The sequence below is a fragment of the Streptomyces sp. SudanB182_2057 genome (assembly GCF_964272715.1).
Lineage (GTDB): Bacteria > Actinomycetota > Actinomycetes > Streptomycetales > Streptomycetaceae > Streptomyces > Streptomyces rubradiris.
This window is the reverse complement of record NZ_OZ186798.1, coordinates 5,864,584-5,885,818: the sequence shown is the minus strand read 5'-3', so window position 1 is coordinate 5,885,818 and position 21,235 is coordinate 5,864,584. Positions and strand designations below refer to the sequence as shown.

General features: G+C 71.3%; 20 protein-coding genes and 1 pseudogene. 11 read left to right on the top strand and 10 right to left on the bottom strand.

Going from position 1 to position 21,235, the window contains the following annotated elements:
• Nucleotides 1-14 precede the first annotated feature (14 nt).
• Both ACSURM_RS26060 and glnA read right to left on the bottom strand, forming a co-directional pair.
• Nucleotides 15-824, bottom strand: coding sequence for a hypothetical protein (locus ACSURM_RS26060; protein ID WP_436958180.1), 810 nt, complete (start codon nt 822-824; stop codon nt 15-17).
• 69 nt (nt 825-893) lie between these two features.
• The gene (gene glnA, locus ACSURM_RS26055; RefSeq protein WP_030791417.1) at nt 894-2,255 is read right to left on the bottom strand and encodes a type I glutamate--ammonia ligase; all 1,362 of its coding nucleotides are present in this window, start codon (nt 2,253-2,255) and stop codon (nt 894-896) included.
• Nucleotides 2,256-2,574: 319 nt separating this feature from the next.
• On the opposite strand from glnA, the gene ACSURM_RS26050 reads away from it, so the two are divergent.
• Nucleotides 2,575-3,759 carry a globin domain-containing protein gene (locus tag ACSURM_RS26050; protein ID WP_436958179.1) on the top strand — a complete coding sequence of 395 codons (1,185 nt, stop codon included), beginning with the start codon at nt 2,575-2,577 and terminating at the stop codon, nt 3,757-3,759.
• Between the two features lie 7 nt (nt 3,760-3,766).
• Here ACSURM_RS26050 and ACSURM_RS26045 read toward each other — a convergent pair whose 3' ends face one another.
• The gene (locus ACSURM_RS26045) at nt 3,767-4,213 is read right to left on the bottom strand and encodes an RrF2 family transcriptional regulator (RefSeq protein ID WP_436958178.1); all 447 of its coding nucleotides are present in this window, start codon (nt 4,211-4,213) and stop codon (nt 3,767-3,769) included.
• Nucleotides 4,214-4,352: 139 nt separating this feature from the next.
• Here ACSURM_RS26045 and ACSURM_RS26040 point away from each other — a divergent pair, with 139 nt between their 5' ends.
• Together ACSURM_RS26040 and ACSURM_RS26035 are read left to right on the top strand one after the other, a co-directional pair.
• On the top strand, nt 4,353-5,030 hold the full coding sequence (locus ACSURM_RS26040) for a DUF3105 domain-containing protein (RefSeq protein WP_436958177.1): 678 nt from the start codon (nt 4,353-4,355) through the stop codon (nt 5,028-5,030).
• Complete coding sequence (locus tag ACSURM_RS26035) at nt 5,027-5,659, top strand: DUF305 domain-containing protein (protein ID WP_436958176.1); 633 nt, start codon at nt 5,027-5,029, stop codon at nt 5,657-5,659. Before ACSURM_RS26040 ends, ACSURM_RS26035 begins: the two co-directional genes overlap by 4 nt.
• Nucleotides 5,660-5,885: 226 nt before the next feature.
• Here the strand turns inward: ACSURM_RS26035 and ACSURM_RS26030 are convergent, their stop codons facing one another.
• On the bottom strand, nt 5,886-6,800 hold the full coding sequence (locus ACSURM_RS26030) for a helix-turn-helix domain-containing protein (RefSeq protein WP_436958175.1): 915 nt from the start codon (nt 6,798-6,800) through the stop codon (nt 5,886-5,888).
• Between the two features lie 130 nt (nt 6,801-6,930).
• Between ACSURM_RS26030 and ACSURM_RS26025 the strand changes: the two genes are divergently transcribed.
• Nucleotides 6,931-7,152 (top strand): hypothetical protein, encoded by a 222-nt coding sequence (locus ACSURM_RS26025; RefSeq protein ID WP_436958174.1) that lies wholly within the window; start codon nt 6,931-6,933, stop codon nt 7,150-7,152.
• Nucleotides 7,153-7,206: 54 nt separating this feature from the next.
• Nucleotides 7,207-7,383: pseudogene (locus tag ACSURM_RS26020) on the top strand (ATP-binding protein); the annotation flags it as partial.
• A 512-nt stretch (nt 7,384-7,895) separates the two neighbouring features.
• Here ACSURM_RS26020 and ACSURM_RS26015 read toward each other — a convergent pair.
• From ACSURM_RS26015 to ACSURM_RS25990, 6 genes are all read right to left on the bottom strand, one after another.
• Entirely contained in the window at nt 7,896-8,996 is a 1,101-nt protein-coding gene (locus tag ACSURM_RS26015) for a hypothetical protein (protein WP_436958173.1), read from the bottom strand.
• Nucleotides 8,997-9,542: 546 nt separating this feature from the next.
• A complete protein-coding gene (locus tag ACSURM_RS26010) occupies nt 9,543-10,244 on the bottom strand; it encodes a bleomycin resistance protein (protein ID WP_436958172.1) in 702 nt (233 codons plus the stop codon).
• Nucleotides 10,245-10,299: 55 nt separating this feature from the next.
• The gene (locus ACSURM_RS26005) at nt 10,300-11,523 is read right to left on the bottom strand and encodes an MFS transporter (protein ID WP_436958171.1); all 1,224 of its coding nucleotides are present in this window, start codon (nt 11,521-11,523) and stop codon (nt 10,300-10,302) included.
• 92 nt (nt 11,524-11,615) lie between these two features.
• Complete coding sequence (locus ACSURM_RS26000; RefSeq protein WP_436958170.1) at nt 11,616-12,665, bottom strand: endonuclease/exonuclease/phosphatase family protein; 1,050 nt, start codon at nt 12,663-12,665, stop codon at nt 11,616-11,618.
• Nucleotides 12,666-12,851: 186 nt separating this feature from the next.
• Nucleotides 12,852-13,481, bottom strand: coding sequence for a TetR/AcrR family transcriptional regulator (locus tag ACSURM_RS25995; RefSeq protein WP_436958169.1), 630 nt, complete (start codon nt 13,479-13,481; stop codon nt 12,852-12,854).
• Nucleotides 13,482-13,735: 254 nt separating this feature from the next.
• Nucleotides 13,736-15,322, bottom strand: a complete 1,587-nt coding sequence (locus ACSURM_RS25990) for an MFS transporter (protein WP_436958168.1) — start codon at nt 15,320-15,322, stop codon at nt 13,736-13,738.
• A gap of 191 nt (nt 15,323-15,513) precedes the next feature.
• Here ACSURM_RS25990 and panB point away from each other — a divergent pair, with 191 nt between their 5' ends.
• From panB to ACSURM_RS25960, 6 genes are all read left to right on the top strand, one after another.
• Nucleotides 15,514-16,380, top strand: coding sequence for a 3-methyl-2-oxobutanoate hydroxymethyltransferase (gene panB, locus ACSURM_RS25985; RefSeq protein WP_359049074.1), 867 nt, complete (start codon nt 15,514-15,516; stop codon nt 16,378-16,380).
• 248 nt (nt 16,381-16,628) lie between these two features.
• The gene (locus tag ACSURM_RS25980) at nt 16,629-18,164 is read left to right on the top strand and encodes a zinc ribbon domain-containing protein (RefSeq protein ID WP_436958167.1); all 1,536 of its coding nucleotides are present in this window, start codon (nt 16,629-16,631) and stop codon (nt 18,162-18,164) included.
• Nucleotides 18,165-18,201: 37 nt separating this feature from the next.
• Nucleotides 18,202-18,582 (top strand): hypothetical protein, encoded by a 381-nt coding sequence (locus tag ACSURM_RS25975; RefSeq protein WP_436958166.1) that lies wholly within the window; start codon nt 18,202-18,204, stop codon nt 18,580-18,582.
• Between the two features lie 34 nt (nt 18,583-18,616).
• Nucleotides 18,617-19,297: a hypothetical protein gene (locus ACSURM_RS25970; RefSeq protein WP_436958165.1), complete on the top strand. Its 681-nt coding sequence runs from the start codon at nt 18,617-18,619 to the stop codon at nt 19,295-19,297.
• A gap of 97 nt (nt 19,298-19,394) precedes the next feature.
• Entirely contained in the window at nt 19,395-20,414 is a 1,020-nt protein-coding gene (locus tag ACSURM_RS25965; RefSeq protein WP_436958164.1) for an ATP-binding cassette domain-containing protein, read from the top strand.
• Complete coding sequence (locus ACSURM_RS25960; protein WP_030614057.1) at nt 20,411-21,232, top strand: ABC transporter permease; 822 nt, start codon at nt 20,411-20,413, stop codon at nt 21,230-21,232. Before ACSURM_RS25965 ends, ACSURM_RS25960 begins: the two co-directional genes overlap by 4 nt.
• Nucleotides 21,233-21,235 lie beyond the last annotated feature (3 nt).

The following is a 21,235-nucleotide window of genomic DNA, read 5'->3' as shown; positions in this document are numbered from 1 at the left end:
GCCGCCCGGCCCGCTCACGGTGCGAGGCGCCGCACCATGTTCCTGAAGGGCTCGTCGTCGCCGTCGGGAACCCATTGCACATGGTGCACGTCCGCCCCGCCCTCCCGCAGCGCGTGCAGGTGCTCCGCGCCCGTGCGGGACAGCGGGGAGTTGCTCACCAGCAGCACCGGGGAACCGGTGACCGTGTGGTATCCGGCCGCCATGTCGATCATCTGCGGTCCGACGGGGTTCCCGCTCCGGTAGTAACGCGTTTCGAGCACGAGCGCCGCGCCGGAGGGGGACTCGACCGCGAAGTCGACCCGCCGGCCGGGGCGGACGGGCTTCTCACGGATCGTGCGGTAGCCGGGGAAGTTGCTCGCCAGGAAGTGGGCCACCGCGTCCTCGTAGACCCGCTCGCTGAGGGCGTTCACGGTCCGGTCCGGCCTGCCGGGGGTGTTGACCGCCTCCAGGTCCCGCAGCACGCGCGGCGCCTGGTCCGGGGGCGAGTCGATGGCTTCGTTGACCACCGCCGCGCGTCTCCTGGCGAAGCGCAGGTTCGCCTCGCCGAAGCCCAGGCTGTGCAGGGGCGAGCCCCCGAACATCATGAGCAGGAAGATCGCACCGGCCAGGATCAGCGCCACGGTGCCGGCCTGGTTGTCGGCCACGAAGACCGCCACGCCACCGCCGCCGGTGAGAAGGACGCCGACCACCCCGGCCCCGATCTGCGCACGGCGCGACAAAGGGGCGGAGAAATCGTCCTCCGGACCGCCGTCCCCGGTACCGCCGGGTTCTTCCTGGACCACGCGCTCGACCTCCACCCTTTCGCGGACAGGGCGGGCCGCCATCGCTCCCTGCCCCGCGCGGTACGTGAGGGACCGGCGTTCCTCCCCGCCGGCCCCGGGACGTGCACAGCCTTACAACACCGGCAGGTTCTTGCGCAGCTCGAACGCCGTGACCTCGCTGCGGTACTCCTCCCACTCCTGGCGCTTGTTGCGCAGAAAGAAGTCGAAGACGTGCTCGCCGAGGGTCTCGGCGACCAGGTCGCTGCCCTCCATGAGGGTCAGGGCCTCGCCGAGGTTCTGCGGGAGGGGCTCGATGCCCATCGCGCGGCGCTCGGCGTTGGACAGGGCCCAGACGTCGTCCTCGGCGCCCGGCGGGAGCTCGTAGCCCTCCTCGATGCCCTTCAGGCCGGCGGCGAGGAGGACGGCGTAGGCCAGGTAGGGGTTCGCGCCGGAGTCCAGGGAGCGGACCTCCACGCGCGCCGAGCCGGTCTTGCCGGGCTTGTACATCGGGACGCGGACCAGGGCGCTGCGGTTGTTGTGGCCCCAGCAGATGTACGACGGGGCCTCGCCGCCGGCGCCCGCCGTGCGCTCGGAGCCGCCCCAGATGCGCTTGTAGGAGTTCACCCACTGGTTGGTGACGGCGGAGATCTCGGCGGCGTGCCTGAGCAGGCCCGCGATGAAGGAGCGGCCGACCTTGGAGAGCTGGTACTCGGCGCCGGACTCGTAGAACGCGTTGCGGTCGCCCTCGAAGAGCGACAGGTGGGTGTGCATGCCGGAGCCGGGGTGCTCGGAGAACGGCTTCGGCATGAACGTGGCGTGGACCCCCTGCTCCAGCGCCACCTGCTTCATGACCAGGCGGAAGGTCATGATGTTGTCGGCCGTGGACAGCGCGTCGGCGTAGCGCAGGTCGATCTCCTGCTGGCCGGGCGCGCCCTCGTGGTGGGAGAACTCCACCGAGATGCCCATCGACTCCAGCATGGTGATCGCCTGGCGGCGGAAGTCCATGCCGACGTTGGTCGGGGTGTGGTCGAAGTAGCCCGAGTTGTCGGCCGGGGTGGGGCGGGAGCCGTCCAGCGGGCGGTCCTTCAGCAGGAAGAACTCGATCTCGGGGTGGGTGTAGAAGGTGAAGCCCAGGTCGGAGGTGCGGGCGAGGGCCCGCTTGAGGACGTAGCGCGGGTCGGCGAAGGACGGGGAGCCGTCCGGCATGAGGATGTCGCAGAACATGCGGGCCGTGCCGGGGGTCTCCGCGCGCCACGGCAGGACCTGGAAGGTGGCCGGGTCCGGCTTGGCGATCATGTCGGACTCGTAGACCCGGGCGAAGCCCTCGATGGCGGAGCCGTCGAAGCCGATGCCCTCGTCGAAGGCCTGTTCCAGTTCGGCGGGGGCCACGGCGACGGACTTGAGGAAGCCCAGCACGTCCGTGAACCACAGGCGTACGAACCGGATGTCGCGCTCCTCCAAGGTCCGGAGCACGAACTCCTGCTGCTTGTCCATCTTCCGCTTCCCCATCCTTGCTGGTCAGGCCGCCTGCCCCGGTACTGCGGGAGGCGGTCGGGCACCTGAGCATCCCACCACAACAGCATTTCACGCGCGTTGCGGAGCGTGATCGCCCGAGCGTCCCCGCGCCGAAGGCCTGCTGTACGGCACGTGTACCGCGCTCCCGCCCATCTTGCCCGTTCGCACGGCCATCCGTAACGGGCGCCCGGGCGGCCCCGGCCGCCAGGGGGTGAGCGACTCCACGCCCGCTTAATTTGCATCTCAGATGCAACTTTTCATAGCGTGGTGGTGCCCCGACATCTCACGAGGAGTCGTGATGCTGACCGAGCAGTCCGCAGCCACCGTCCGCGCCACCCTGCCCGCCGTCGGCGCGGCCATCGGCGAGATCACCGAGCGGTTCTACGACCGCCTCTTCGCCGCCCACCCCGAACTGCTGCGAGACCTGTTCAACCGCGGCAACCAGGCCGCCGGCACCCAGCGGCAGGCCCTCGCCGGCTCCATCGCCGCCTTCGCCACGCACCTGCTGGACCACCCCGACCGGCGGCCGGACGCGATGCTCGCCCGCATCGCCCACAAGCACGCCTCCCTGGGCGTGGCGCCGGAGCAGTACCGGGTCGTCCACGAACACCTCTTCGCCGCCATCGCCGAGATCCTCGGCGAGGCCGTCACCCCCGAGGTGGCCGCCGCCTGGGACGAGGTCTACTGGCTGATGGCCAACGCGCTCATCGCGACCGAGAAGCGGCTCTACGAGGAGAGCGGCGGCCCCGGCCCGCGCCGCTGGGAAGTGGTCGAGCGGGTCGAGGAGACCCCCGACGTCGTCACCTTCCGGCTGCGCCCGGCGGACGGCGGCCCGGTCAGGGCCTTCCGCGCCGGTCAGTACGTCTCCGTCGGCGTGACCCTGCCCGACGGCGCCCGGCAGATACGGCAGTACAGCCTGACCGGGGCGCCGGCCGACTCGGTGCGCCAGTTCAGCGTCAAGCGGGTGCACGGCGGCGCCACGCCCGACGGCGAGGTCTCCACCCACCTGCACGCACACGTCAAGCCCGGTGACGTCCTGGAGCTGTCCGAGCCCTACGGCGACCTGGTCCTGGACGCCGGCGACGACACCCCGGTGCTGCTCGCCTCGGCGGGCATCGGCGTCACCCCGATGATCGCGATGCTGGCCGGCCTCGCCGCCGGCGGCCACCGCGGCCCGGTCACCGTGGTCCACGGCGACCGCTCCCCCGCCGACCACGCCCTGCGCGCCGACCACACCTCCTACGCCGGCAAGCTGTCCGACGCCGAGGTGCACTTCTTCTACGAGCGGGACGCCGGGCCGGGCACCCGCACCGGCCTGGTCGACCTGGCGGACATCACCGTACGGCCCGGCACGCGCGCGTACCTGTGCGGCCCGCTGCCGTTCATGCGCGCCGTCCGCGCCCAGCTGATCGACAAGGGCGTGGCCCCGGCCGACATCCACTACGAGGTGTTCGGCCCCGACCTGTGGCTGGCGCGGGCCTAGCGGCCCCTCAGTCCCGTTCCGCCGGCCCCCGCGAGATACCGAGCAGCAGGGGACCGGTGGGGTCGGTGACGATGTCGGTGACGGTGACCGGGTCCAGGGTGGCGAAGAACGCCTCCTGGGCCCGTCGCAACGCGCCCCGCAGCCGGCAGCCGGAGCGCAGCGGGCAGCCCGGGGTGCCCTCGCAGTCCACCACGTCGCCCTCGCCCTCGAAGGTGCGCACCACCGCGCCCACGGACGCCGTGCGGCCCTTCTCCGTCAGCGCCAGCCCGCCGCCCCGGCCCCGGCGGGCGTCGACCAGGCCGAGGTGCTGGAGCTCGGCGACCACCTTCGTGGCATGCGTGTACGGCACCTCCATGTCGGCGGCGACCTGGCGGGTCGTGGGGGTGGCGTCGGCGGCGACCGCGAGTCGCATCAGGACGCGCAGGGCCAGATCGGTGGAGCGCAGCAGCCGCATACCGCGAGCGTAGGTACTGCGCATCGTGGCGCCAAATCATCCGTACCGCTGCGAGATCCCTACGGAAGACGGCCCTTCCCGCATTACGATCAGCGAGCCCCACCGTCCCCACCCATTCCTCTCGCGAAGGACACGTCTCATGGGCTCCGGCAAGAACAGCAGCACCGCCGCGCGCAAGGCGCGCATAGACGAGATGCGGCGCGCCGAGCGTGCCCGGGACCGCCGCAACCGGGTCCTCGCCATCGCCGCGAGCGTGGTGGTCGTCGCCGGTCTCGTCGTCGGCGGCGTGGTGCTCGTGAACTCGCAGTCGGACGACAAGGACTCCACCGCGAGCGGTGACGCCAAGGGCTCCGGCGACTCCGGGAGCTTCACCACCGGCAAGGACGGGGTGCGGACCTGGTCGGGCAAGCTGGGCCGCAACCACGTGACGACCAAGGTGTCGTACCCGATGCACCCGCCGGTCGGCGGAGACCACAACCCGGTCTGGCTGAACTGCAACGGTGACGTGTACACCGCGCCGGTGCCGGAGGAGAACGCCGTGCACTCGCTGGAGCACGGCGCGGTCTGGGTGACGTACACCGCCAAGGCGCCCAAGGCGGACGTCGACGCGCTCGCGGCGAAGGTGAAGAGCACGCCGTACTCGATGATCAGCCCGTACGAGAAGCAGGACGCCCCGCTGCTGCTGTCGGCGTGGGGCCACCAGGTGGCGGTCAAGAGCGCGAAGGACCCGGAAGTGGGCAAGTTCTTCGAGACGTACGTGCAGGGCGACCAGACGCCCGAGCCGGGTGCCTCGTGCACCGGCGGGGTCACGAAGTGAGCGGGCGTTCCCTCGGCTGGGTCGCCGGGACCGCGGCGGCGGTACTCGTCGCGGCCGGCGCGATCACCTACGCGGTCGCCCAGGACGGCGGCGACCCTCCGGCGCGGACGCCGGACGCGAAGTCGGCCGACGCGGGCTTCGCGCGGGACATGGCCGTCCACCACCAGCAGGCCGTGGAGATGTCGTACATCGTGCGGGACCGCACCAAGGACGAGGAGGTGCGGCGGCTCGCGTACGACATCGCGCAGACGCAGGCCAACCAGCGCGGGATGCTGCTGGGCTGGCTGGACCTGTGGGGGCTGCCGAAGGTGTCGGCCGACCCGCCGATGACGTGGATGGGCATGCGCGGCATGCCTCCCGGCGAGGACGGCGCGCTGATGCCGGGGATGGCCACCAACACCGAGCTGAAGAAGCTCCAGTCGCTCGACGGGAAGCAGGCGGAGGTCCTCTACCTCCAGCTGATGACGGAACATCACAAGGGCGGCATCCACATGGCCGAGGGCTGTGCGGACAAGTGCGCGGTCGGGGCGGAGAAGCGGCTCGCACAGGGCATGGTGGACGCGCAGCAGTCGGAGATCGAGCTGATGGCGGGGATGCTCAAGGAGCGGGACGCACGCGCGCGTTCGTGACGCGCGGCACGAAGTCTCCCCACTTGATCGTCTCTTGACTCCCCCGTTCCCCCGGCAACACTGCGCTGCTTGGGGGCATGAGGTGCACTGCCTCACGCCCCCTTGCCGTCACAGCGCACGCCGAAGGCGTCGCAGTGGTCGAAGGCATCGGCCTGTGCGGGGGTGAGGGGCTGGTTGACCAGGAGGGTGAAGCTCCACTCGGACACGGTGGTGACGCTTTCCGCTGTTATTGGGGCTTGAGTGCGGTGATGTAGGGGGCCCAGGTGGCGCCGGGGGAGTGGCCGGCGGCTTCGGCGGGGTGCTTGCCGTTTCTGTAGGACTCGGCTGTCCGTTCGATGAGCCTCAGCGAGGTCTCGGTGTCCAGCGCCGTGGCTCTCAGCCGGCCGTAAGCCTTCGAGTACTGCTTCACGAGCAGGGGGTCATCGATCAACTGGCCGCTGTACATGTCCTCCGTGTACATGAGCGGCGGGGCGTCGGCGAAGGACATGAATCGTGCCGGACTCGTCATGAAGGGATGCGCGCCCGCGTTCCGCGGTACCAGTTGCGTGAAAGTCCGGCGCCTGCGCAGCACCTCTACGAGGTGGGCGAGCTGTTCCGCCATCTCATCGGGCGGAAGGATCGGTTCCCACAAGACGGACTCGTGCAGGATGACCCAGTTCTCGGGGGAGTCCTCGTCCTCGAAGAGCCAGGCGCGGCTTCGTCGGCCGGCTACCTTCGCCGCCAGCGACTCCTCGGATTCCGTGGGATAGGCGGCCAGGACGATGGCCCTGATGTACGGCTCCAGTTGAAGCGGTCCCGGGATCAGTCTCGGGTTCCACTCCTCGATCTCCAGCGCCTGCTCCTCCAGTTCGAGTACGTCGCTGAAGTACTCGGCGTGGCCGTCCTTCCTCGCTCTGCGCACATCCTCGCAATGCCGCTCGAAGAACCCGTCCGTACCCAGTACGCGGTCCACATGCCGGGCGAGGTCCAACGGCATCCGGCGCTGCCCACGTTCGATGTCGCTCAGCAGCGACTTGCCGTAGAAGCTGCCCTCGAGCAGCCCCTCCAGGGACAGCCCGGCCGCCTCCCGCTTCCACCGCAGTTCCTTGCCGTACAGGTTGAGGACGCCGGCCGAACCGTCGATTTCCTTACGCCGTGCCACTCCCACCCCACAACTCACGGTGCCGTTTCCACTCTTGGCGGTGCGTACCCAAGATGCCTTCCACGGTAGCGAGCACGTCGACATTCTGTACCGGACTCATCACAGAACGCACAGAAGGCTTCCGTCACCCATGCCCGACCGCTCCCCCACCGCCCACGACATCACCCTCGCCGTGGAAGAACTCCGCACCGCCCTCGCCCTGCACGGCATCACGCTGCCGTCGCTGCGGGTCGATCTGCCGAGTTTCGCGGGTACGTACAGCCCGCCCGCCGGACTCGTCACGCTCGGCAACTGCAACACGGCGACCGCGCGTACCCTCACCGCCGTACTGCGGAAGGCGGCGGCCGGGTGATGACGTCGCTGGAGTTCCATCTACCGGCGACGCCAAAGCCGCGCGGCGCGTCAGGGTCGTACCCGCATCGAGGTGACCGATCCCGATCCGCGCGCGTTGCCCGTGCTTCTCTCCGCGACGGAGTCGGAGGAGTCGGGGCGGGGTCTGGCGCTCGTGGATGCGTTGGCCGAGTGCTGGGGCGTGGTGCAGGGGACCGACTGCAAGACGGTGTGGTGTGAGCTGAGGAGTTGAAGAGGTTGCCGTGGGGCCGCCCGCTTCTTGGTCAGTGTCGTGCCTCCGCGAGGTGAGTCAAGGGCGCGTTCCGCGTCGCCTTCGGCGATGGGCCTGCGGCCCACCCTTGACACACCTCACTCCAGCACGGGGAAGAAGCGAGCGGGCAGCCCGGGGAAAGTGGCCGACTCAGGTCCTTTGACCCCTGCCGTCGGCTGCGTTCGCATCGTGGGTCGGGGATGCGCGCCCGCACCTCGCCAGCACGCCGGGCGGGCTCAGCGGCTTCCGGCCCGGTGGCGGGTGCGCGTCCTCGCCTCGCATGGACGTCGGGTCGGTTCGGCGTCTGACGGCCGGGCGTACGGGCCTCAGGGGCGCCTTCGGACTCCGTTGGCGGCCGAGGCAACCGGGGTGCCGCCCACTGCACCAGGTGGGTAGTTTTGGAATAGCTGTCCATAACCCACCCGCCCATCCCTCTCTCCGTCACGGCAGCAGCGGGGACGCCTCACCATGCAGGCCACCAAGCCGGGACCGCTCTACGATCGTGTCGCCCTCGCGCACTCGTCCGCGGCGGACCCGCCCCGTCCGACCGGCCCGCTGCGGTCGTACGGGTCTATCTCCCTGTCGGCCTCGTCCGCCCGGCGGTCCGCGCCGAAGGGCGGGGTGAAGTAGCCCGTGGGGGCGCCGCAGCCGCCGTTGGTCATGGTGTATTTGTACGAGACGATCGAGAACGTGCCCGGCTCGGTGATCACCTTGTCCGGGTCGTCCCAACTCATGACCAGCTCGCGCCGGATGATCGTGCGCACGATCTCGTCGTCGCCGCCCGCGTCCGCGCGGGTGACCGGGTAGACGAAGGTCACGTCGGCGGTCACCTGGAGCGCGCCGCGTTCGCCCTCCTGGAAAGTGAGCCGGCCCCGGGTCTTCACGACGCTGCCGACCAGACGGGCCTGGGAGGGCCTGAAGCGGCTGAAGAGGAGCAGCGGGTCGCTCTTCTCACCCGGGGTCCGGAAAGCGGTCTTCAGGAGGTCTTGGACGTCCCGCTGGTGCGGATTGATCAGCGCGATCGCCTTCTCCGGGCGCTCGCCCCGCAGCACCCCGCGGTCCAGGCTCGACGCGACGAGGAAGTCCCGGCTGCGGGTGAGGGCCCGCTCGACCTGTGCCGCGCTCATCCAGCCGACCGCCCTGGCCTTCGGCACGGTGATCCCCGCCGCCCCACTCGCCCAGCGCGCCGCCGGCGAACCGCGGAACGGCTCCTGCACGGTGGGGCGTTGGTCCGCTTCCGCCGGGGGAGCCTGGGTCGGGCGGGCGGTCTCGGCTGCCAACGGCGCCGAGTCACGGTCGTCGCCGGCGAACAGGCCCACCGTCCGCCCCGGCGCGAGCGCCACCACAAGCAGTGTCAGCAAGGCCAGCAGGCCGACCACGTACCAGCCCGTGCGCCGCTTGGGTCGCGCGGGCGTGTAGCCGCGCCAGCCCTCCGGGCCCCGGGCGGGGTCCGTGCGCAACCGTTTTGCCACGTCGCGGGCCCGCGCCGACGGCTCCTTGGGCGCGTCGGCGGTGCCCGCCACCGACTCGCGCAGAAACCGTTCCCACTCCCCGTCGGACCTGGACGAGCCGTCCGGCCCCGTACCCACGCCCATCCCCCAACCCCCTGACAATCAGCAGACCCGCGCCCACTCCCCTGGAACGCGTGCGCATCATGACACAGAGCACTGACAGCGAGTGCGGCCGATGGGTTGTTTTGGAATGACTGGTCCAGAGACAGGGTCCCTGCCCGCCACCACCCGCCGATCCCCACGGGACAGCCCCCGCCCGCCCCACTCACGGACAGCCGCCAAGCCGACCCGGCGTGCAGGCGAGGCGAGGACGCGCGCACCCGCCACCGGGCCGGTAGCCGCCAAGCCTGCCCGGCGTGCTGGCGAGGCGCGAGCGCGTGACCCTGCCGACGGGGCGTCGTAGCCCGCCCATGGGTCCGGTACCGGGCTGGGCCACTGTTCCTTCGGGCCGCTCGCTCGCTTCTACCCCAGGCTGGAGCGAGGTGTGTCAAGGGTGGCCCGAAGGGCCATCGCCGAAGGCGACGCGCAGCGCCCTTGACTCACCTCGCGGAAGCCCGACACTGGCCAAGAAGCGAGCGGCCCCACGGCCACTTCGTCCCCAGGGGACACAGACCAAGCCCACGGCCCAGGTCAGTCCCGTAGCTCCTCAAGACGTTCGAGGTCGTCGCGTACCGACTCGCGCTCCCCCGCCGTCAGGCGGACCGCGGCAGCCCTGGCGCACGCGGACGTCGCCGTCTCCTCGTCGCCGAGGCGCCCGGCGACATCCGCGCGCAGCACGAGAAGACGGAGCAACTGCACGGGAGTGGGTCGCTCGTCCTCGATGCGCAGCACCCGGTCGATGACCTTCGCCGCGCCCTCCGGGTCGTCCCTGGAGTCCGCGAGGAGGGCGGCATGATGCAGGGCGCGGAGGAAGGTCTCCTTCGGCGCGGGCCGGTGGTGGGGGTCCTGGCTCGTCCGCTGCCCGATCCGCAGGCAGTTGCCGCCCGGATCGGTCATGAGGAACTGCCGCACACCGTGCGACGTGTCCTTCAGCGCCCCTAAGCGCGGCAGCCCGCGCGTCGGGACTCTGCCGTACGCCGCCTTGAGGCCGGCCCGGAAGGTCTCGTGCAGGCCGTCCACGTCATCGGTCTCGATGTAGCACGTGCTGTACGACTCCGCCGGCTCGTACCCCTTCATCCCGAAGAAGTGGAGCTGGATGCCCCCGCGCCCCACGACCGCGTACGGGTTGGGGCTCTTCTGCTGGAAGGTGACCTCGAAGCCGAGGGCGCCGTAGAAGTCGAGGACGGGCTGGATGGTGCGGCACGGCAGGATCGGAACGGTCTTTTCACCCATGCCCGCAGCCTAATCAAATTTGAATAGCCGGAGGAGGGGCGAATCCCGCGGATCACTATCCGTTGCGCGCCCCGGTCGTCTCCGTGGTCGACGGCACGTGCGCCGCCACCACCCGCCCCGCGTGTGCCACGGCGCGCCGGCGGTCCACCCCGTACGACACGCCCGCCACGCCCAGCCCCAGCACGGCCAGCAGCGCGCCCGCCAGCGCGGGGGACGTCGTACCGAAGCCCGCCGAGAGGGCCAGGCCGCCGAGCCACGCGCCGCCGGCGTTGGCCAGGTTGAACGCCGCCTGGTTGGCCGAGGAGGCGAGGGAGGGGGCCGCCGACGCCTTCTCCATCACCATCAGCTGGAGCGGGGAGCCCGTGATGAACGCCGCCATGCCCAGCAGGGCGACCGCCAGGGCCGCGCTCCACTCCGCCCGCATCATCAGGGGGAACAGGAGCAGGACCAGTATCAGGGAGGCAAGACCGCCGAACAGGGTGGCCCGCAGGGAGTGGTCCGCCAGGCGTCCGCCCAGCAGGTTGCCCGCCGTCGCGCCGACGCCGAACAGGGCCAGCAGCAGGGTCACGCTCGTCTCCGCGTAGCCCGCCGTGTCCGTCAGCATCGGGGTGACGTAGCTGTACGCCGCGAACAGCGCGCCGAAGCCCGCCACCGTCGTACCGAGGGCCAGCCAGACCGGCAGCGAGCGCAGTGCCGCCAGTTCGCCGCGCAGGCCCGTCGCGGGAGCGGGGGCGTGGTCGCGGGGGATCAGCAGCGCCAGGGCCGCTATCGCGGCCACGCCGATCGCGCTCACCGCGAGGAACGTCGCCCGCCAGCCCAGGTGCTGGCCCATGAGCGTCGCGGCGGGGACGCCCGCGATGTTGGCGACGGTCAGGCCGAGGAACATCAGGGAGACCGAGCGGGCCTTGCGCTCCGGCGGGACCATCGCCGTGGCGACCACCGCGCCCACCCCGAAGAAGGCGCCGTGCGGCAGGCCGCTGAGGAAGCGGGCCGCGAGCAGCGAGGCGTTGCCGGGCGCGAACGCCGACAGCGCGTTGCCCGCCACGAACAGGGCCATCAGCGCGATCAGCACCGTACGGCGGGACATGCGGGCCGTGAGCGCGGCCAGCAGCGGGGCGCCGATGACGACGCCCAGCGCGTACGCCGAGACCAGGTGCCCGGCGGAGGGGATCGAGATGTGCAGGTCGTCCGCGACGTCGGGCAGCAGGCCCATCATCACGAACTCGGTCGTACCGATGCCGAAGGCGCCCACGGCTAGGGCGAGCAGGGCCAGGGGCATGAGGGACCTTTCAGAGCGGAGGAGGGGGACGGAAAGTCTCGCAGTATGTTCCCGTGCCGAACAAACGCTCTCAGGGTCGGTATTCCAGCAGGTTACGAGCCTGTGTCCAGCTTCACACGGGCCGCCACCGGCAAGTGGTCGCTGTCGGTGCGCGGCAGCGTCCAGCTGCTCTCCGGCTCCGCGCCCCGGACCATGATCTGGTCGATGCGGGCCATCGGGAACGATGCCGGCCAGCTGAACCCGAAGCCGCTGCCCGCCGCGCCCTGCGTGGAGCGCAGCTGGGAGGTGACGGCGTTCAGCGAGCGGTCGTTCATGGTGCCGTTGAGGTCGCCCAGCAGCACCACCCGGCGCAGGGGCTCGTCGGCGATGGCCTCGCCGAGCGCGTCGGCGCTCTTGTCCCGCTGTCGCGCGGTGAACCCGGCCTCGATCTTCACCCGGACGGACGGCAGGTGGGCGACGTAGACCGCGACCGGGCCCTCGGGGGTCGCCACGGTGGCGCGCATCGCCCGCTTCCAGCCGAGTTTGATGTCGACGGCGCGTACGTCGGTCATCGGGTACTTGCTCCACAGCCCGACCGTGCCCACCACCGCGTGGTGCCGGTACGCCGGCGCCAGCGCCTTCTCGTAGACGGGGACGGCGGAGGCGGGCAGCTCCTCCAGGGCCAGCACGTCGGCGCCGGACGCGGCCACGCCGGTGGCGGTGGCGGCCGGGTCGGGGTTGTCGGCGTTGACGTTGTGGGTGGCCACCGTGAGGTCGCCGCCGCTGCCCGCCTTGTCGGTCAGCAGCCCGCCGAAGAGATTCAGCCACACGATCGCCGGCAGCAGTACGGCGATGAGCGCGATCGCCGATTTGCGCACCACGCCGAGCACCAGCAGCACCGGGATGGCCAGGCCCAGCCAGGGCAGGAAGGTCTCGGTGAGGCTGCCGAGATTGCCCACCGCGTTGGGGATGTGGGCGTGCACCAGCATCACCAGGGCGAGCAGCAGGGCCAGCGCGGTGAGCACGGCGCCGCGGCGCCAGATACGCGGATCGCCCCGCCAGCCGGTGGACAGCCGGTGCGCCAGGCGTCGGAGCCGGGACCCCGGTCGCTCGGGCCCCGAGCCGCCGTCCGCCGTCTCCGTCATGTACGCCTGCTGCGCCATACCGTCTGCCTCACTGCCTGCCGTGCACACCGTTCATCCCCCGTAGTCCCCGACCCTAGGGGATGATCGGCTCCGTTCCGCCGTCCCGTGACGGCCGTACGGAAGACCAGGACGTGCGATGCGGTGGCGGGAGTTCCGGCCGGGCCCCGGGCGGGTCCGGTCTGTGACGAAACGCGCACACGAGTGCTACGAGGCTGTGGAGCTGACGGGTCGTAGGCCGGCCAGGACCGAGTCGACGATCTGTTCCGCGAGGTCCTCGCCCAGGTCGGCTTCGGGGCGCATGACGGAGCGGACCAGCATCGGCCCGACGAACAGGTCGTTCGCCAGGTTCACGTCGACGTCCGCGCGCAGCTCGCCGTTGAGCTGCCCGCGGCGCAGCACGTCCAGGACGAGCCGGCGCCGGGGCTCTATGACGTTCTCGTGGTACGCGGCCCAGATCCGCGGGTTGCTCTTCATCTGGACGTGCACGTTGTGCAGCAGGACCGAGGAGCGGCTGGCCAGTCCGCGCCGGCGCAGGTTCTCCAGCAGGACGAGGAGATCGTCGCGCATGGAGGTGCCGGGGAGTTCCGGCTCGGGCGGCTCGGCCGCGCGGACCACCTCGATGAACAGTTCCTCCTTGCCGCTCCAGCGGCGGTAGATGGTGGCCTTGCCGACCCCGGCGGTGCGGGCGATCCGCTCGATGGACAGCTCCGCGAGGGGCACGCCCTCCTCCAGGAGTCTCATCACCCCGTCCAGGATGGCGCGCTCCGCGGCTTCGCTGCGCGGGCGGCCCCGCACAGGTGCGTCCGGTCGCGGCCGGCTGCCGGCAAGGCTCACGTCGTTCCGTCCTCTCGGTGTGCTGCGGTGATTGTCCCGCAGCGGCCTCCCTCCCCCGTCGGACCACGCCCGGGTCCAGTGTCCTGCGCGGTCCCCTGCGCCGCGCCCGGGCCACGGTGTCCCGCGCGGGCCACGGCGTCCTACGCGGTCCCGTGGTTCCGTACCCGGTCCGGCTCCCCGTGGTGCCGTAGCCGGTCCGGTTCCCCCGTGGTGCCGTACTCCGGTCCGGCTCCCCGTGGTGCCGCGCCCGGGCCTCAGTCCAGCGCGGCGACCCTCTCCTGCTCCTTCTCGCCCTGCGGCGCGGCGGGTGTCCGGCCCGGCAGGAACAGGGCCGTCACCACGGCGCCGACCAGTGCCACGCCGGTGCCGCACAGCGCGGTGACGTGCATGGCGTGCAGGAACGCGTCGTTGGCCGGGGTGACCAGGGCCTCGCCCCGCGGGCCGAGCTTCTCGGCGACGCCCAGGGTGGCCTCGATGGACTCCGCGGCGGTGTCGCGCAGGTTCGGCGGCAGCGCGCCGAGCTTGCCCTCGATGCCGTTGCGGTAGGACGTGGCGAGGACCGAGCCGAGGACGGCGATGCCGAGGGCGCCGCCGACCTGGCGGAAGGTGTTGCTGAGCGCGGAGGCGGAGCCGGCCTTCTCCCGGGGCAGCGCCTGCATGATCACGACCGAGGTCGGGGTCATGATGTGCGCCATGCCGGTGCCCATCAGGAAGAAGACGACCTCCAGCAGCCAGATCGGGGTGTCGGCCTCGAAGGCGGTGAACGCGGCCAGCGTCGCGGCGATCAGCAGCAGGCCGCCGGTGGTGGTGGCCCGGTTGCCGAAGCGGTCGACGACCAGCCGGGCGCGCGGCGCGAAGAGCAGCTGGGCGACGGCGAGCGGCAGCATCAGCAGGCCGGACTCCAGCGGCGAGTAGCCGCGCACGCTCTGGGTGTAGAAGACGCCGAAGAACGTGACGCCCATCAGCGCGAAGAAGACCAGCGCGATGGCGCTCATGGCGGCCGAGAAGACCTTGTTCCGGAAGTAGGAGACGTCCAGCGAGGGGTGCGCGGTGCGCTTCTCGAAGACGACGAAGGCGGCCAGGACGACGATGCCGCCGATGATGGCCGCGAGCACCTTGGGTTCGGTGAAGTCGGCCAGCTCGCCGCCCTCGATGATGCCGTAGACCAGCAGGACGAGGCCGACGACGGACAGGACGACGCCGATGGGGTCGAGGCGGCCGGGCCGGGGGTCGCGGGAGTCGGGCACCAGCCAGGCCATCAGGACCAGCGCGATGACCACGATGGGCACGTTGATCAGGAAGACCGAGCCCCACCAGAAGTGGTCGAGCAGCGCGCCGCCGGTGATCGGGCCGATGGCGATGGCGAGGCCGACGCCGCCGGCCCAGATGCCGATGGCCTTGGGCTGCTCGTGCCGCTCGAAGACGTTCATCAGGACGGCCAGGGTGGCGGGCATCACGAAGGCGGCGCCGAGGGCCATCACCGCGCGGTAGGCGATCAGCTCGTTCGGGGTGCCGGACTCGGCGGCGAGCGCGGAGCCGATGCCGAAGACCAGGGTGCCGGCGAGCAGCACCTTCTTGCGGCCGAGCCGGTCGCCGATGAGTCCGGCGGTGAACAGCAGGCCGGCGAAGACGAGGGTGTAGGAGTTGATCGCCCACTCGATCTCGCTCTGGGTGGCGCCGAGACCGGTCGGCGCCGGGGTCGCGATGGTCTTGATGGCGACGTTGAGGATCGAGTTGTCGAGGACGACGATCAGCAGGGCGAGCATCAGCACGCCGAGGATGGCCCAGCGGCGCCGGTGCACGGCTTCCGGTATTCGGGCGGCGGGGGCGGGACTTGTCATGCGTCCGAGCCTATGATCTTTTCGATACGGAACGGTCTCGTATCTAATTTTTTTTACCAAGGTCTTACGTGCCGACGGGGTTCCAGGGATCAGCGGGCCCCCCTCTGGCCCCGGCCGGTACGAGGTGCCACCATGGAGACGGTCCGGGGACGCCGTCAGGGCGCCTCGAGATGACGTAAGGAGCCGTTGCAATGACGCAGCTTTCGGCTGCCCAGACGAAGCCTTCCGACGGCAGCAAGGCGCTGTACGGGGGGAAGGGCACCCGCCGCATCACCGTCCGCGACATCGCCCTCGCCAAGGAGCGGGGCGAGAAGTGGCCCATGCTCACCGCCTATGACGCGATGACCGCGTCCGTCTTCGACGAGGCCGGGATCCCGGTGATCCTGGTCGGCGACTCGGCGGGCAACTGCCACCTCGGGTACGACACCACCGTGCCCGTCACCCTCGACGAGATGACCATGCTGTCGGCCGCCGTGGTGCGCGGCACACGGCGCTCCCTCATCGTCGGCGACCTCCCCTTCGGCTCGTACCAGGAGGGCCCGGTGCAGGCACTGCGCTCGGCGACCCGGCTGGTGAAGGAGGCCGGGGTCGGCGCGGTCAAGCTGGAGGGCGGCGAGCGCTCGCACGAGCAGATCCGGCTGCTGGTGGAGTCCGGCATCCCGGTCATGGCGCACATCGGGCTGACCCCGCAGTCCGTGAACGCGATGGGCTACCGCGTGCAGGGCCGCGGCGAGGAGGCGGCCCAGCAGCTGCTGCGGGACGCGAAGTCCGTGCAGGACGCGGGCGCGTTCGCGGTGGTGCTGGAGCTGGTGCCGGCCGAGCTGGCGGCCGAGGTCACGCGGGTGCTGCACATCCCGACGGTCGGCATCGGCGCCGGTGCGGAGACGGACGCGCAGGTGCTGGTGTGGACCGACATGCTCGGCCTGACCTCCGGCCGGGTGCCGAAGTTCGTCAAGCGGTACGCGGATCTGCGCGAGGTGATGACCGGCGCGGCCAAGGCGTTCGCCGAGGACGTGGTCGGCGGCGCGTTCCCGGCGGAGGAGCACTCCGTCCACTAGTCCACCGCGGCACCACCGGACGGCCCGTCGATCTTCCCCCGTCGGCGGGCTGTCCCCTTTTCCGGCCGAGGCGCCGCTCCGGTCGTCCGGCCAGGGGACCACTCCGGCACTCAAGCTTTGGCCTCAACTTCCCGCCCCGGCGCGGAAGTTGTAACAGAGTTGCGTCGAAACACGCGCGGGGGCTTCCCCGCGCGTGGCTCGGTGGTGCACTTGACAGTGTGGGCCGTCTCACACTCGGGGGAGAGACAATGAGCCAGCCACCGGCCGTCTGCGCCGACTGTTCCACCGCCACCGTGCCCGGGGCGGCGTTCTGCGGCGCGTGCGGGGCCACCCTGGCCGTCGCCGGGGACGCGGACGCGGACCGGCCGGCGTCCCGCCTCGCCGTGCCGCGCTGGACCGGCGGCCGGGACCTGACCCGGTACATGTGCGCTGCCGTCTACCTGGACCGGCAGTACGCCGACTCCCTGATCAGGGACGTCGCCGCCGAACCGCACCTCGGCGTGGCACCGGCCCCGGGCTGCGACGTCCCCGTGGTCCTGCGCTACGCCTACGAGGCCAACGCGCGCCGGCACGCCAGGGACCTGCTGCTGGCCGTCGAGTTCCTGGTGCTGGTCCTCGGCCTGCTGGTGATCCACAGCGGCCTCGCCGTGTTCCTCATGCTGCTGTTCGGCTGGCTGACCACGCTGGTCTTCGCCCTCTCCACCCAGTACGGCGAGCGCCTCCAGCGGCTGCGGCCCGACCGGTTCGACCCGGCGCAGGCACCGCCGCCGCCCAACGAGTCCGCCGCCCGGCGGCTGCGCCAGATCGACGAGTACGCGCGCGGCAACCTCACCGTCTACAGCGGCTTCTCGCCATTCACCGGGTACGGCCAGGAACTGGACTCCTGGTCACTGGTGTTCGACGTGACCGCCTCCGGGCGGGAGGGCGTACAGCCGCGGGACTTCGACGTCGCGGACCTGTACGCCCATATCGCCCGGCGGGTCGGCGAGCTGTCGCTGCCCTGCCTGGAGCTGGAGGAGCGGGTGTTCGTGGAGGGCTCGGCGCTGCTGGGCGACACCCGGTTCCTGCCGGATCCGCTCGGCCGCCCGGTGGCACGGATCGGCACCGACCGGCTGGACGCGCTGAAGCGGGACCCGGAGGAAACCGCCCGCGCCTATCTGGTCACCCACTCCTCGGGCTGGGGCGGGGAGCTGGTCACCTCGGTGTTCCTGCGGCTGGTGCGCTCGGACTCCAACCTGTTCGTGGAGGCCCTGCCCACCGTGCTGTGCCCGCTGCTGGACCGCTACCGGACCATCGACTCCCTGATGCCGGCCCCCTCGCCGCGCGAGTTCCTGTCGATGGCGCTGCAGAACCTCGCCAGCACGCCCTTCGTGATGCTCGCCTCGCCGGGACGCGCGGTCACCGGCTTCTTCCCGGACTTCGGGATGCGCAAGCGGCTGAAGAAGCAGCACCGGCAGATCACCCGGCTCGGGGTGTTCGACTACGGGGCGCGCAAGAGCGTGCGGCAGCTCGCCTCCGCCACGGACCACCACCGCTACTTCCAGAAGGTCGACTCCGGGATGGTCCTCAAGACCGTCGAACGGCGGATCCTGGACGCCCTGGTGGAGTTCGCCGTGGAACACGACATCGACGCGGGCGACCTGATCAAGCGTCAGGAAACCATCATCAACAACGGCATCATCGCCACCGCGGGGGCCAAGGTCGAGTCGAGCGCGGTCGCCTCGGGCGACAAGTCCCGCATCTCGACCATCCTGAAGAAGATCCCGCGGCCCAACACCGACTGACAACCACCGCACACGCGACGGATGAACGGGGACCGGCATGCACCAGCGCAGCAACGACGGCGTCATCGCGACGGGGAACGCACAGGTCAGGAACACGGTGGTGGCGAGCGGCAGCAATGCCCGCGTCGACTTCCGGGTCACGGAGGAGGAGGCGGAGCGGGCCGGGGGCCGGCCGCTGACCCCGCGGGAGATCAGCGACCTGCTGGCCCGGTTCGTCGAGGAGCTGCGCCGCTCGGACCACCCGGAGCGGGAGGACCTGGCGGAGTTCGCCGAGGACGCGCGCGAGGAGCTGGCCGCGCCCGAGCCCCGTACGGGCAAGCTGCGCCGGGTCGCGAAGGCGCTGGTGGAGGCCGTGCCCGGGTTCGCCGGGCTGGCCTCGCTGGCGGTGACCATCGAGGAAGCCGTCCGCGGCCTGTAGCCGGAAAGCGGCCTGGAGACGGAAAGCGGGGGCCATGCATTTCTGTGTTCACTGCGGCGCGCGCGTCGAGGACGCCGCGCGGCCGGACTGCCCCGACTGCGGGGCGCCGCTCGCCGCGCCGGAGCCGCCCGCGGGCGGGTACGTGCGCGTCGGCGCCACCCGGCTGCCGGTCTGGCTGCCCTGGGCCCTGCTGGCGGTGCTGGTGGCCGGCGGGGTGACGCTCGGGGTGGCCGTCGCGGACGGCCCCGACACCCCGTCGGCGAGCGGCTGGTCCGCCACCGTGTCGCCCGGCGGGTCCTACGACGGCTGGACCTCCCCGCCGTCCCCCACCGACGGCGGGTACACCACACCGGCGGTCACACCCGACTCCGACGACAGCGGCGGATACGACGACACCCCGACTCCCGAGCCCTCGGCACAGGACCAGGACGCGAGCGCGGTCGTCACCACCTACTACGACCACCTCAACGCCGGGAACTTCCAGGCCGCCTGGTCCATGGGCGGCGGCCGGCTCTACGGCGGCTCCTACGAGGACTGGGTGGCGGGTTTCTCCTCCACCTCGCGCATCGGCGTCTCCGTCTCCGACGACGGCGGCGGGAAGGTCACCGCGGAGATCCGGGCGTTGCAGACCGACGGCACGGTGCAGGTGTTCCGGGGCACCTACACCGTGTCCGGCGGGCAGCTCGTCGGCGCCGACATCCGGCAGGTGTCGTAGCCCACCGCCCGCGCCGACAGGCCGCCGACACGGTGCCCGCACCCGGTGTCGGCGCTCTGTCGGCGGTTTGTCAGTGGGGCCTGGCACTGTCTTCCCCATGACACGCATCGACGACAACCCCGCCGGCGGACGCTCCGCCGTGACCGTACGGGGGCTGGTCAAGCACTACGGCGAGACCAAGGCGCTGGACGGTGTCGACCTGGACGTGCGCGAGGGCACCGTGATGGGTGTACTCGGGCCGAACGGCGCCGGCAAGACCACCCTCGTACGCATCCTGTCCACCCTGATCACCCCGGACTCCGGGCAGGCCACCGTGGCCGGCTACGACGTCGTACGCCAGCCCCGGCAGCTGCGCCGGGTCATCGGTCTCACCGGCCAGTACGCGTCGGTGGACGAGAAGCTCCCGGGCTGGGAGAACCTGTACCTGATCGGCCGGCTGCTGGACCTGCCCCGCAAGGAGGCCCGGGCCCGCGCCGACGAGCTGCTGGAGCGGTTCTCGCTGACCGAGGCCGCCCGGCGCCCGGCCGGCACCTACTCCGGCGGCATGCGGCGCCGGCTGGACCTGGCCGCCTCGATGATCGGCCGGCCGGCCGTGCTGTACCTGGACGAGCCGACCACCGGCCTCGACCCGCGCACCCGCAACGAGGTGTGGGACGAGGTCAAGGCGATGGTCGGCGACGGCGTCACCGTGCTGCTCACCACCCAGTACATGGAGGAGGCCGAGCAGCTCGCCTCCGAGCTGACCGTGGTGGACCGCGGCCGGGTCATCGCCAAGGGCGGCATCGAGGAGCTGAAGGCCCGCGTCGGCGGGCGCACCCTGCGGGTGCGGCCGGTCGACCCGCTCCAGCTCCGTCCGCTCGCCGGCATGCTGGACGAACTGGGCATCACCGGGCTGGCGTCCACCACCGTGGACACCGAGACCGGCACCCTGCTGGTGCCGATCCTCAGCGACGAGCAGCTGACCGCCGTGGTCGGCGCGGTCACCGCGCGCGGCATCACCCTGTCCTCCATCACCACCGAACTGCCCAGCCTGGACGAGGTGTTCCTCTCGCTCACCGGCCACCGCGCCAGTGCCCCGCAGGACGCCGAGCCGGCCCGCCAGGAGGTCGCCGTATGAGCACCGCCACCCTCTCCCCGGCCGCCGCGAAGGCCGATACGCCGATTCCGCTGCGGGCCCATCTGCGGCACACCGGCGCGCTGATCCGCCGCAATCTGCTGTGGATCCGCCAGGACCCGGAGTCGATGTTCGACGCCATCCTGTTCCCGGTCGTCTTCACCCTGCTGTTCGTGTACGTCTTCGGCGGCTCCATCGGCAAGTCGCTGGGCGGCGGCCAGGAGCAGTACGTGCAGTACGTGGTGCCCGGGCTGCTCGCCATGATGGGCATGAACATGGCCCAGGGCGTGGGCACCGGCTTCAACCAGGACTTCAACTCCGGTGTCATGGACCGCTTCCGCTCGCTGCCCATCGGGCGCGGCTCGGTGCTCTTCGCGAAGATCGCGGTGGAGCTGATGCGGATGCTGTTCGCGACGGCGGTGCTGCTGGTGGTCGCCCTGCTCGTGGGCTACGACGTGGGCAGCTGGAGCGGTCTGCTGGGCTCCGTGGCGCTGTCCGCGCTGTTCGGGTCGGCGCTGATGTGGGTGTTCCTGACCCTCGGCGTGGTGATGAAGAACGCCCAGTCGGTGCAGGCGATGGGCTTCCTGGTGCTGATGCCGCTCCAGTTCGGCTCCTCGATCTTCGCGCCGACCCAGTCGATGCCGGGCTGGCTCCAGGCGTTCACCGACTACAACCCGCTCTCCGCGCTGGCCGACTGCGCGCGCGGGCTGATGGAGGGCGGCCCGGTGGCGCACGCCCTGTGGGTGACGGTCATCTGGTCGGTCGGGCTGACCGTGGTGATGGCCCCGGTCGCGATCCACAAGTTCCGTACGAAGAGCTGACGC

Excerpts from the sequence above, each read along its gene's own strand:
- ACSURM_RS26060 (WP_436958180.1), bottom strand. The coding sequence starts at position 824 with ATGGCGGCCCGCCCTGTCCGCGAAAGGGTGGAGGTCGAGCGCGTGGTC.
- glnA (WP_030791417.1), bottom strand. The coding sequence starts at position 2,255 with ATGGACAAGCAGCAGGAGTTCGTGCTCCGGACCTTGGAGGAGCGCGAC.
- ACSURM_RS26050 (WP_436958179.1), top strand. The coding sequence starts at position 2,575 with ATGCTGACCGAGCAGTCCGCAGCCACCGTCCGCGCCACCCTGCCCGCC.
- ACSURM_RS26045 (WP_436958178.1), bottom strand. The coding sequence starts at position 4,213 with ATGCGGCTGCTGCGCTCCACCGATCTGGCCCTGCGCGTCCTGATGCGA.
- ACSURM_RS26040 (WP_436958177.1), top strand. The coding sequence starts at position 4,353 with ATGGGCTCCGGCAAGAACAGCAGCACCGCCGCGCGCAAGGCGCGCATA.
- ACSURM_RS26025 (WP_436958174.1), top strand. The coding sequence starts at position 6,931 with ATGCCCGACCGCTCCCCCACCGCCCACGACATCACCCTCGCCGTGGAA.
- ACSURM_RS26015 (WP_436958173.1), bottom strand. The coding sequence starts at position 8,996 with ATGGGCGTGGGTACGGGGCCGGACGGCTCGTCCAGGTCCGACGGGGAG.
- ACSURM_RS26010 (WP_436958172.1), bottom strand. The coding sequence starts at position 10,244 with ATGGGTGAAAAGACCGTTCCGATCCTGCCGTGCCGCACCATCCAGCCC.
- ACSURM_RS26005 (WP_436958171.1), bottom strand. The coding sequence starts at position 11,523 with ATGCCCCTGGCCCTGCTCGCCCTAGCCGTGGGCGCCTTCGGCATCGGT.
- ACSURM_RS26000 (WP_436958170.1), bottom strand. The coding sequence starts at position 12,665 with ATGGCGCAGCAGGCGTACATGACGGAGACGGCGGACGGCGGCTCGGGG.
- ACSURM_RS25990 (WP_436958168.1), bottom strand. The coding sequence starts at position 15,322 with ATGACAAGTCCCGCCCCCGCCGCCCGAATACCGGAAGCCGTGCACCGG.
- panB (WP_359049074.1), top strand. The coding sequence starts at position 15,514 with ATGACGCAGCTTTCGGCTGCCCAGACGAAGCCTTCCGACGGCAGCAAG.
- ACSURM_RS25980 (WP_436958167.1), top strand. The coding sequence starts at position 16,629 with ATGAGCCAGCCACCGGCCGTCTGCGCCGACTGTTCCACCGCCACCGTG.
- ACSURM_RS25975 (WP_436958166.1), top strand. The coding sequence starts at position 18,202 with ATGCACCAGCGCAGCAACGACGGCGTCATCGCGACGGGGAACGCACAG.
- ACSURM_RS25970 (WP_436958165.1), top strand. The coding sequence starts at position 18,617 with ATGCATTTCTGTGTTCACTGCGGCGCGCGCGTCGAGGACGCCGCGCGG.
- ACSURM_RS25965 (WP_436958164.1), top strand. The coding sequence starts at position 19,395 with ATGACACGCATCGACGACAACCCCGCCGGCGGACGCTCCGCCGTGACC.
- ACSURM_RS25960 (WP_030614057.1), top strand. The coding sequence starts at position 20,411 with ATGAGCACCGCCACCCTCTCCCCGGCCGCCGCGAAGGCCGATACGCCG.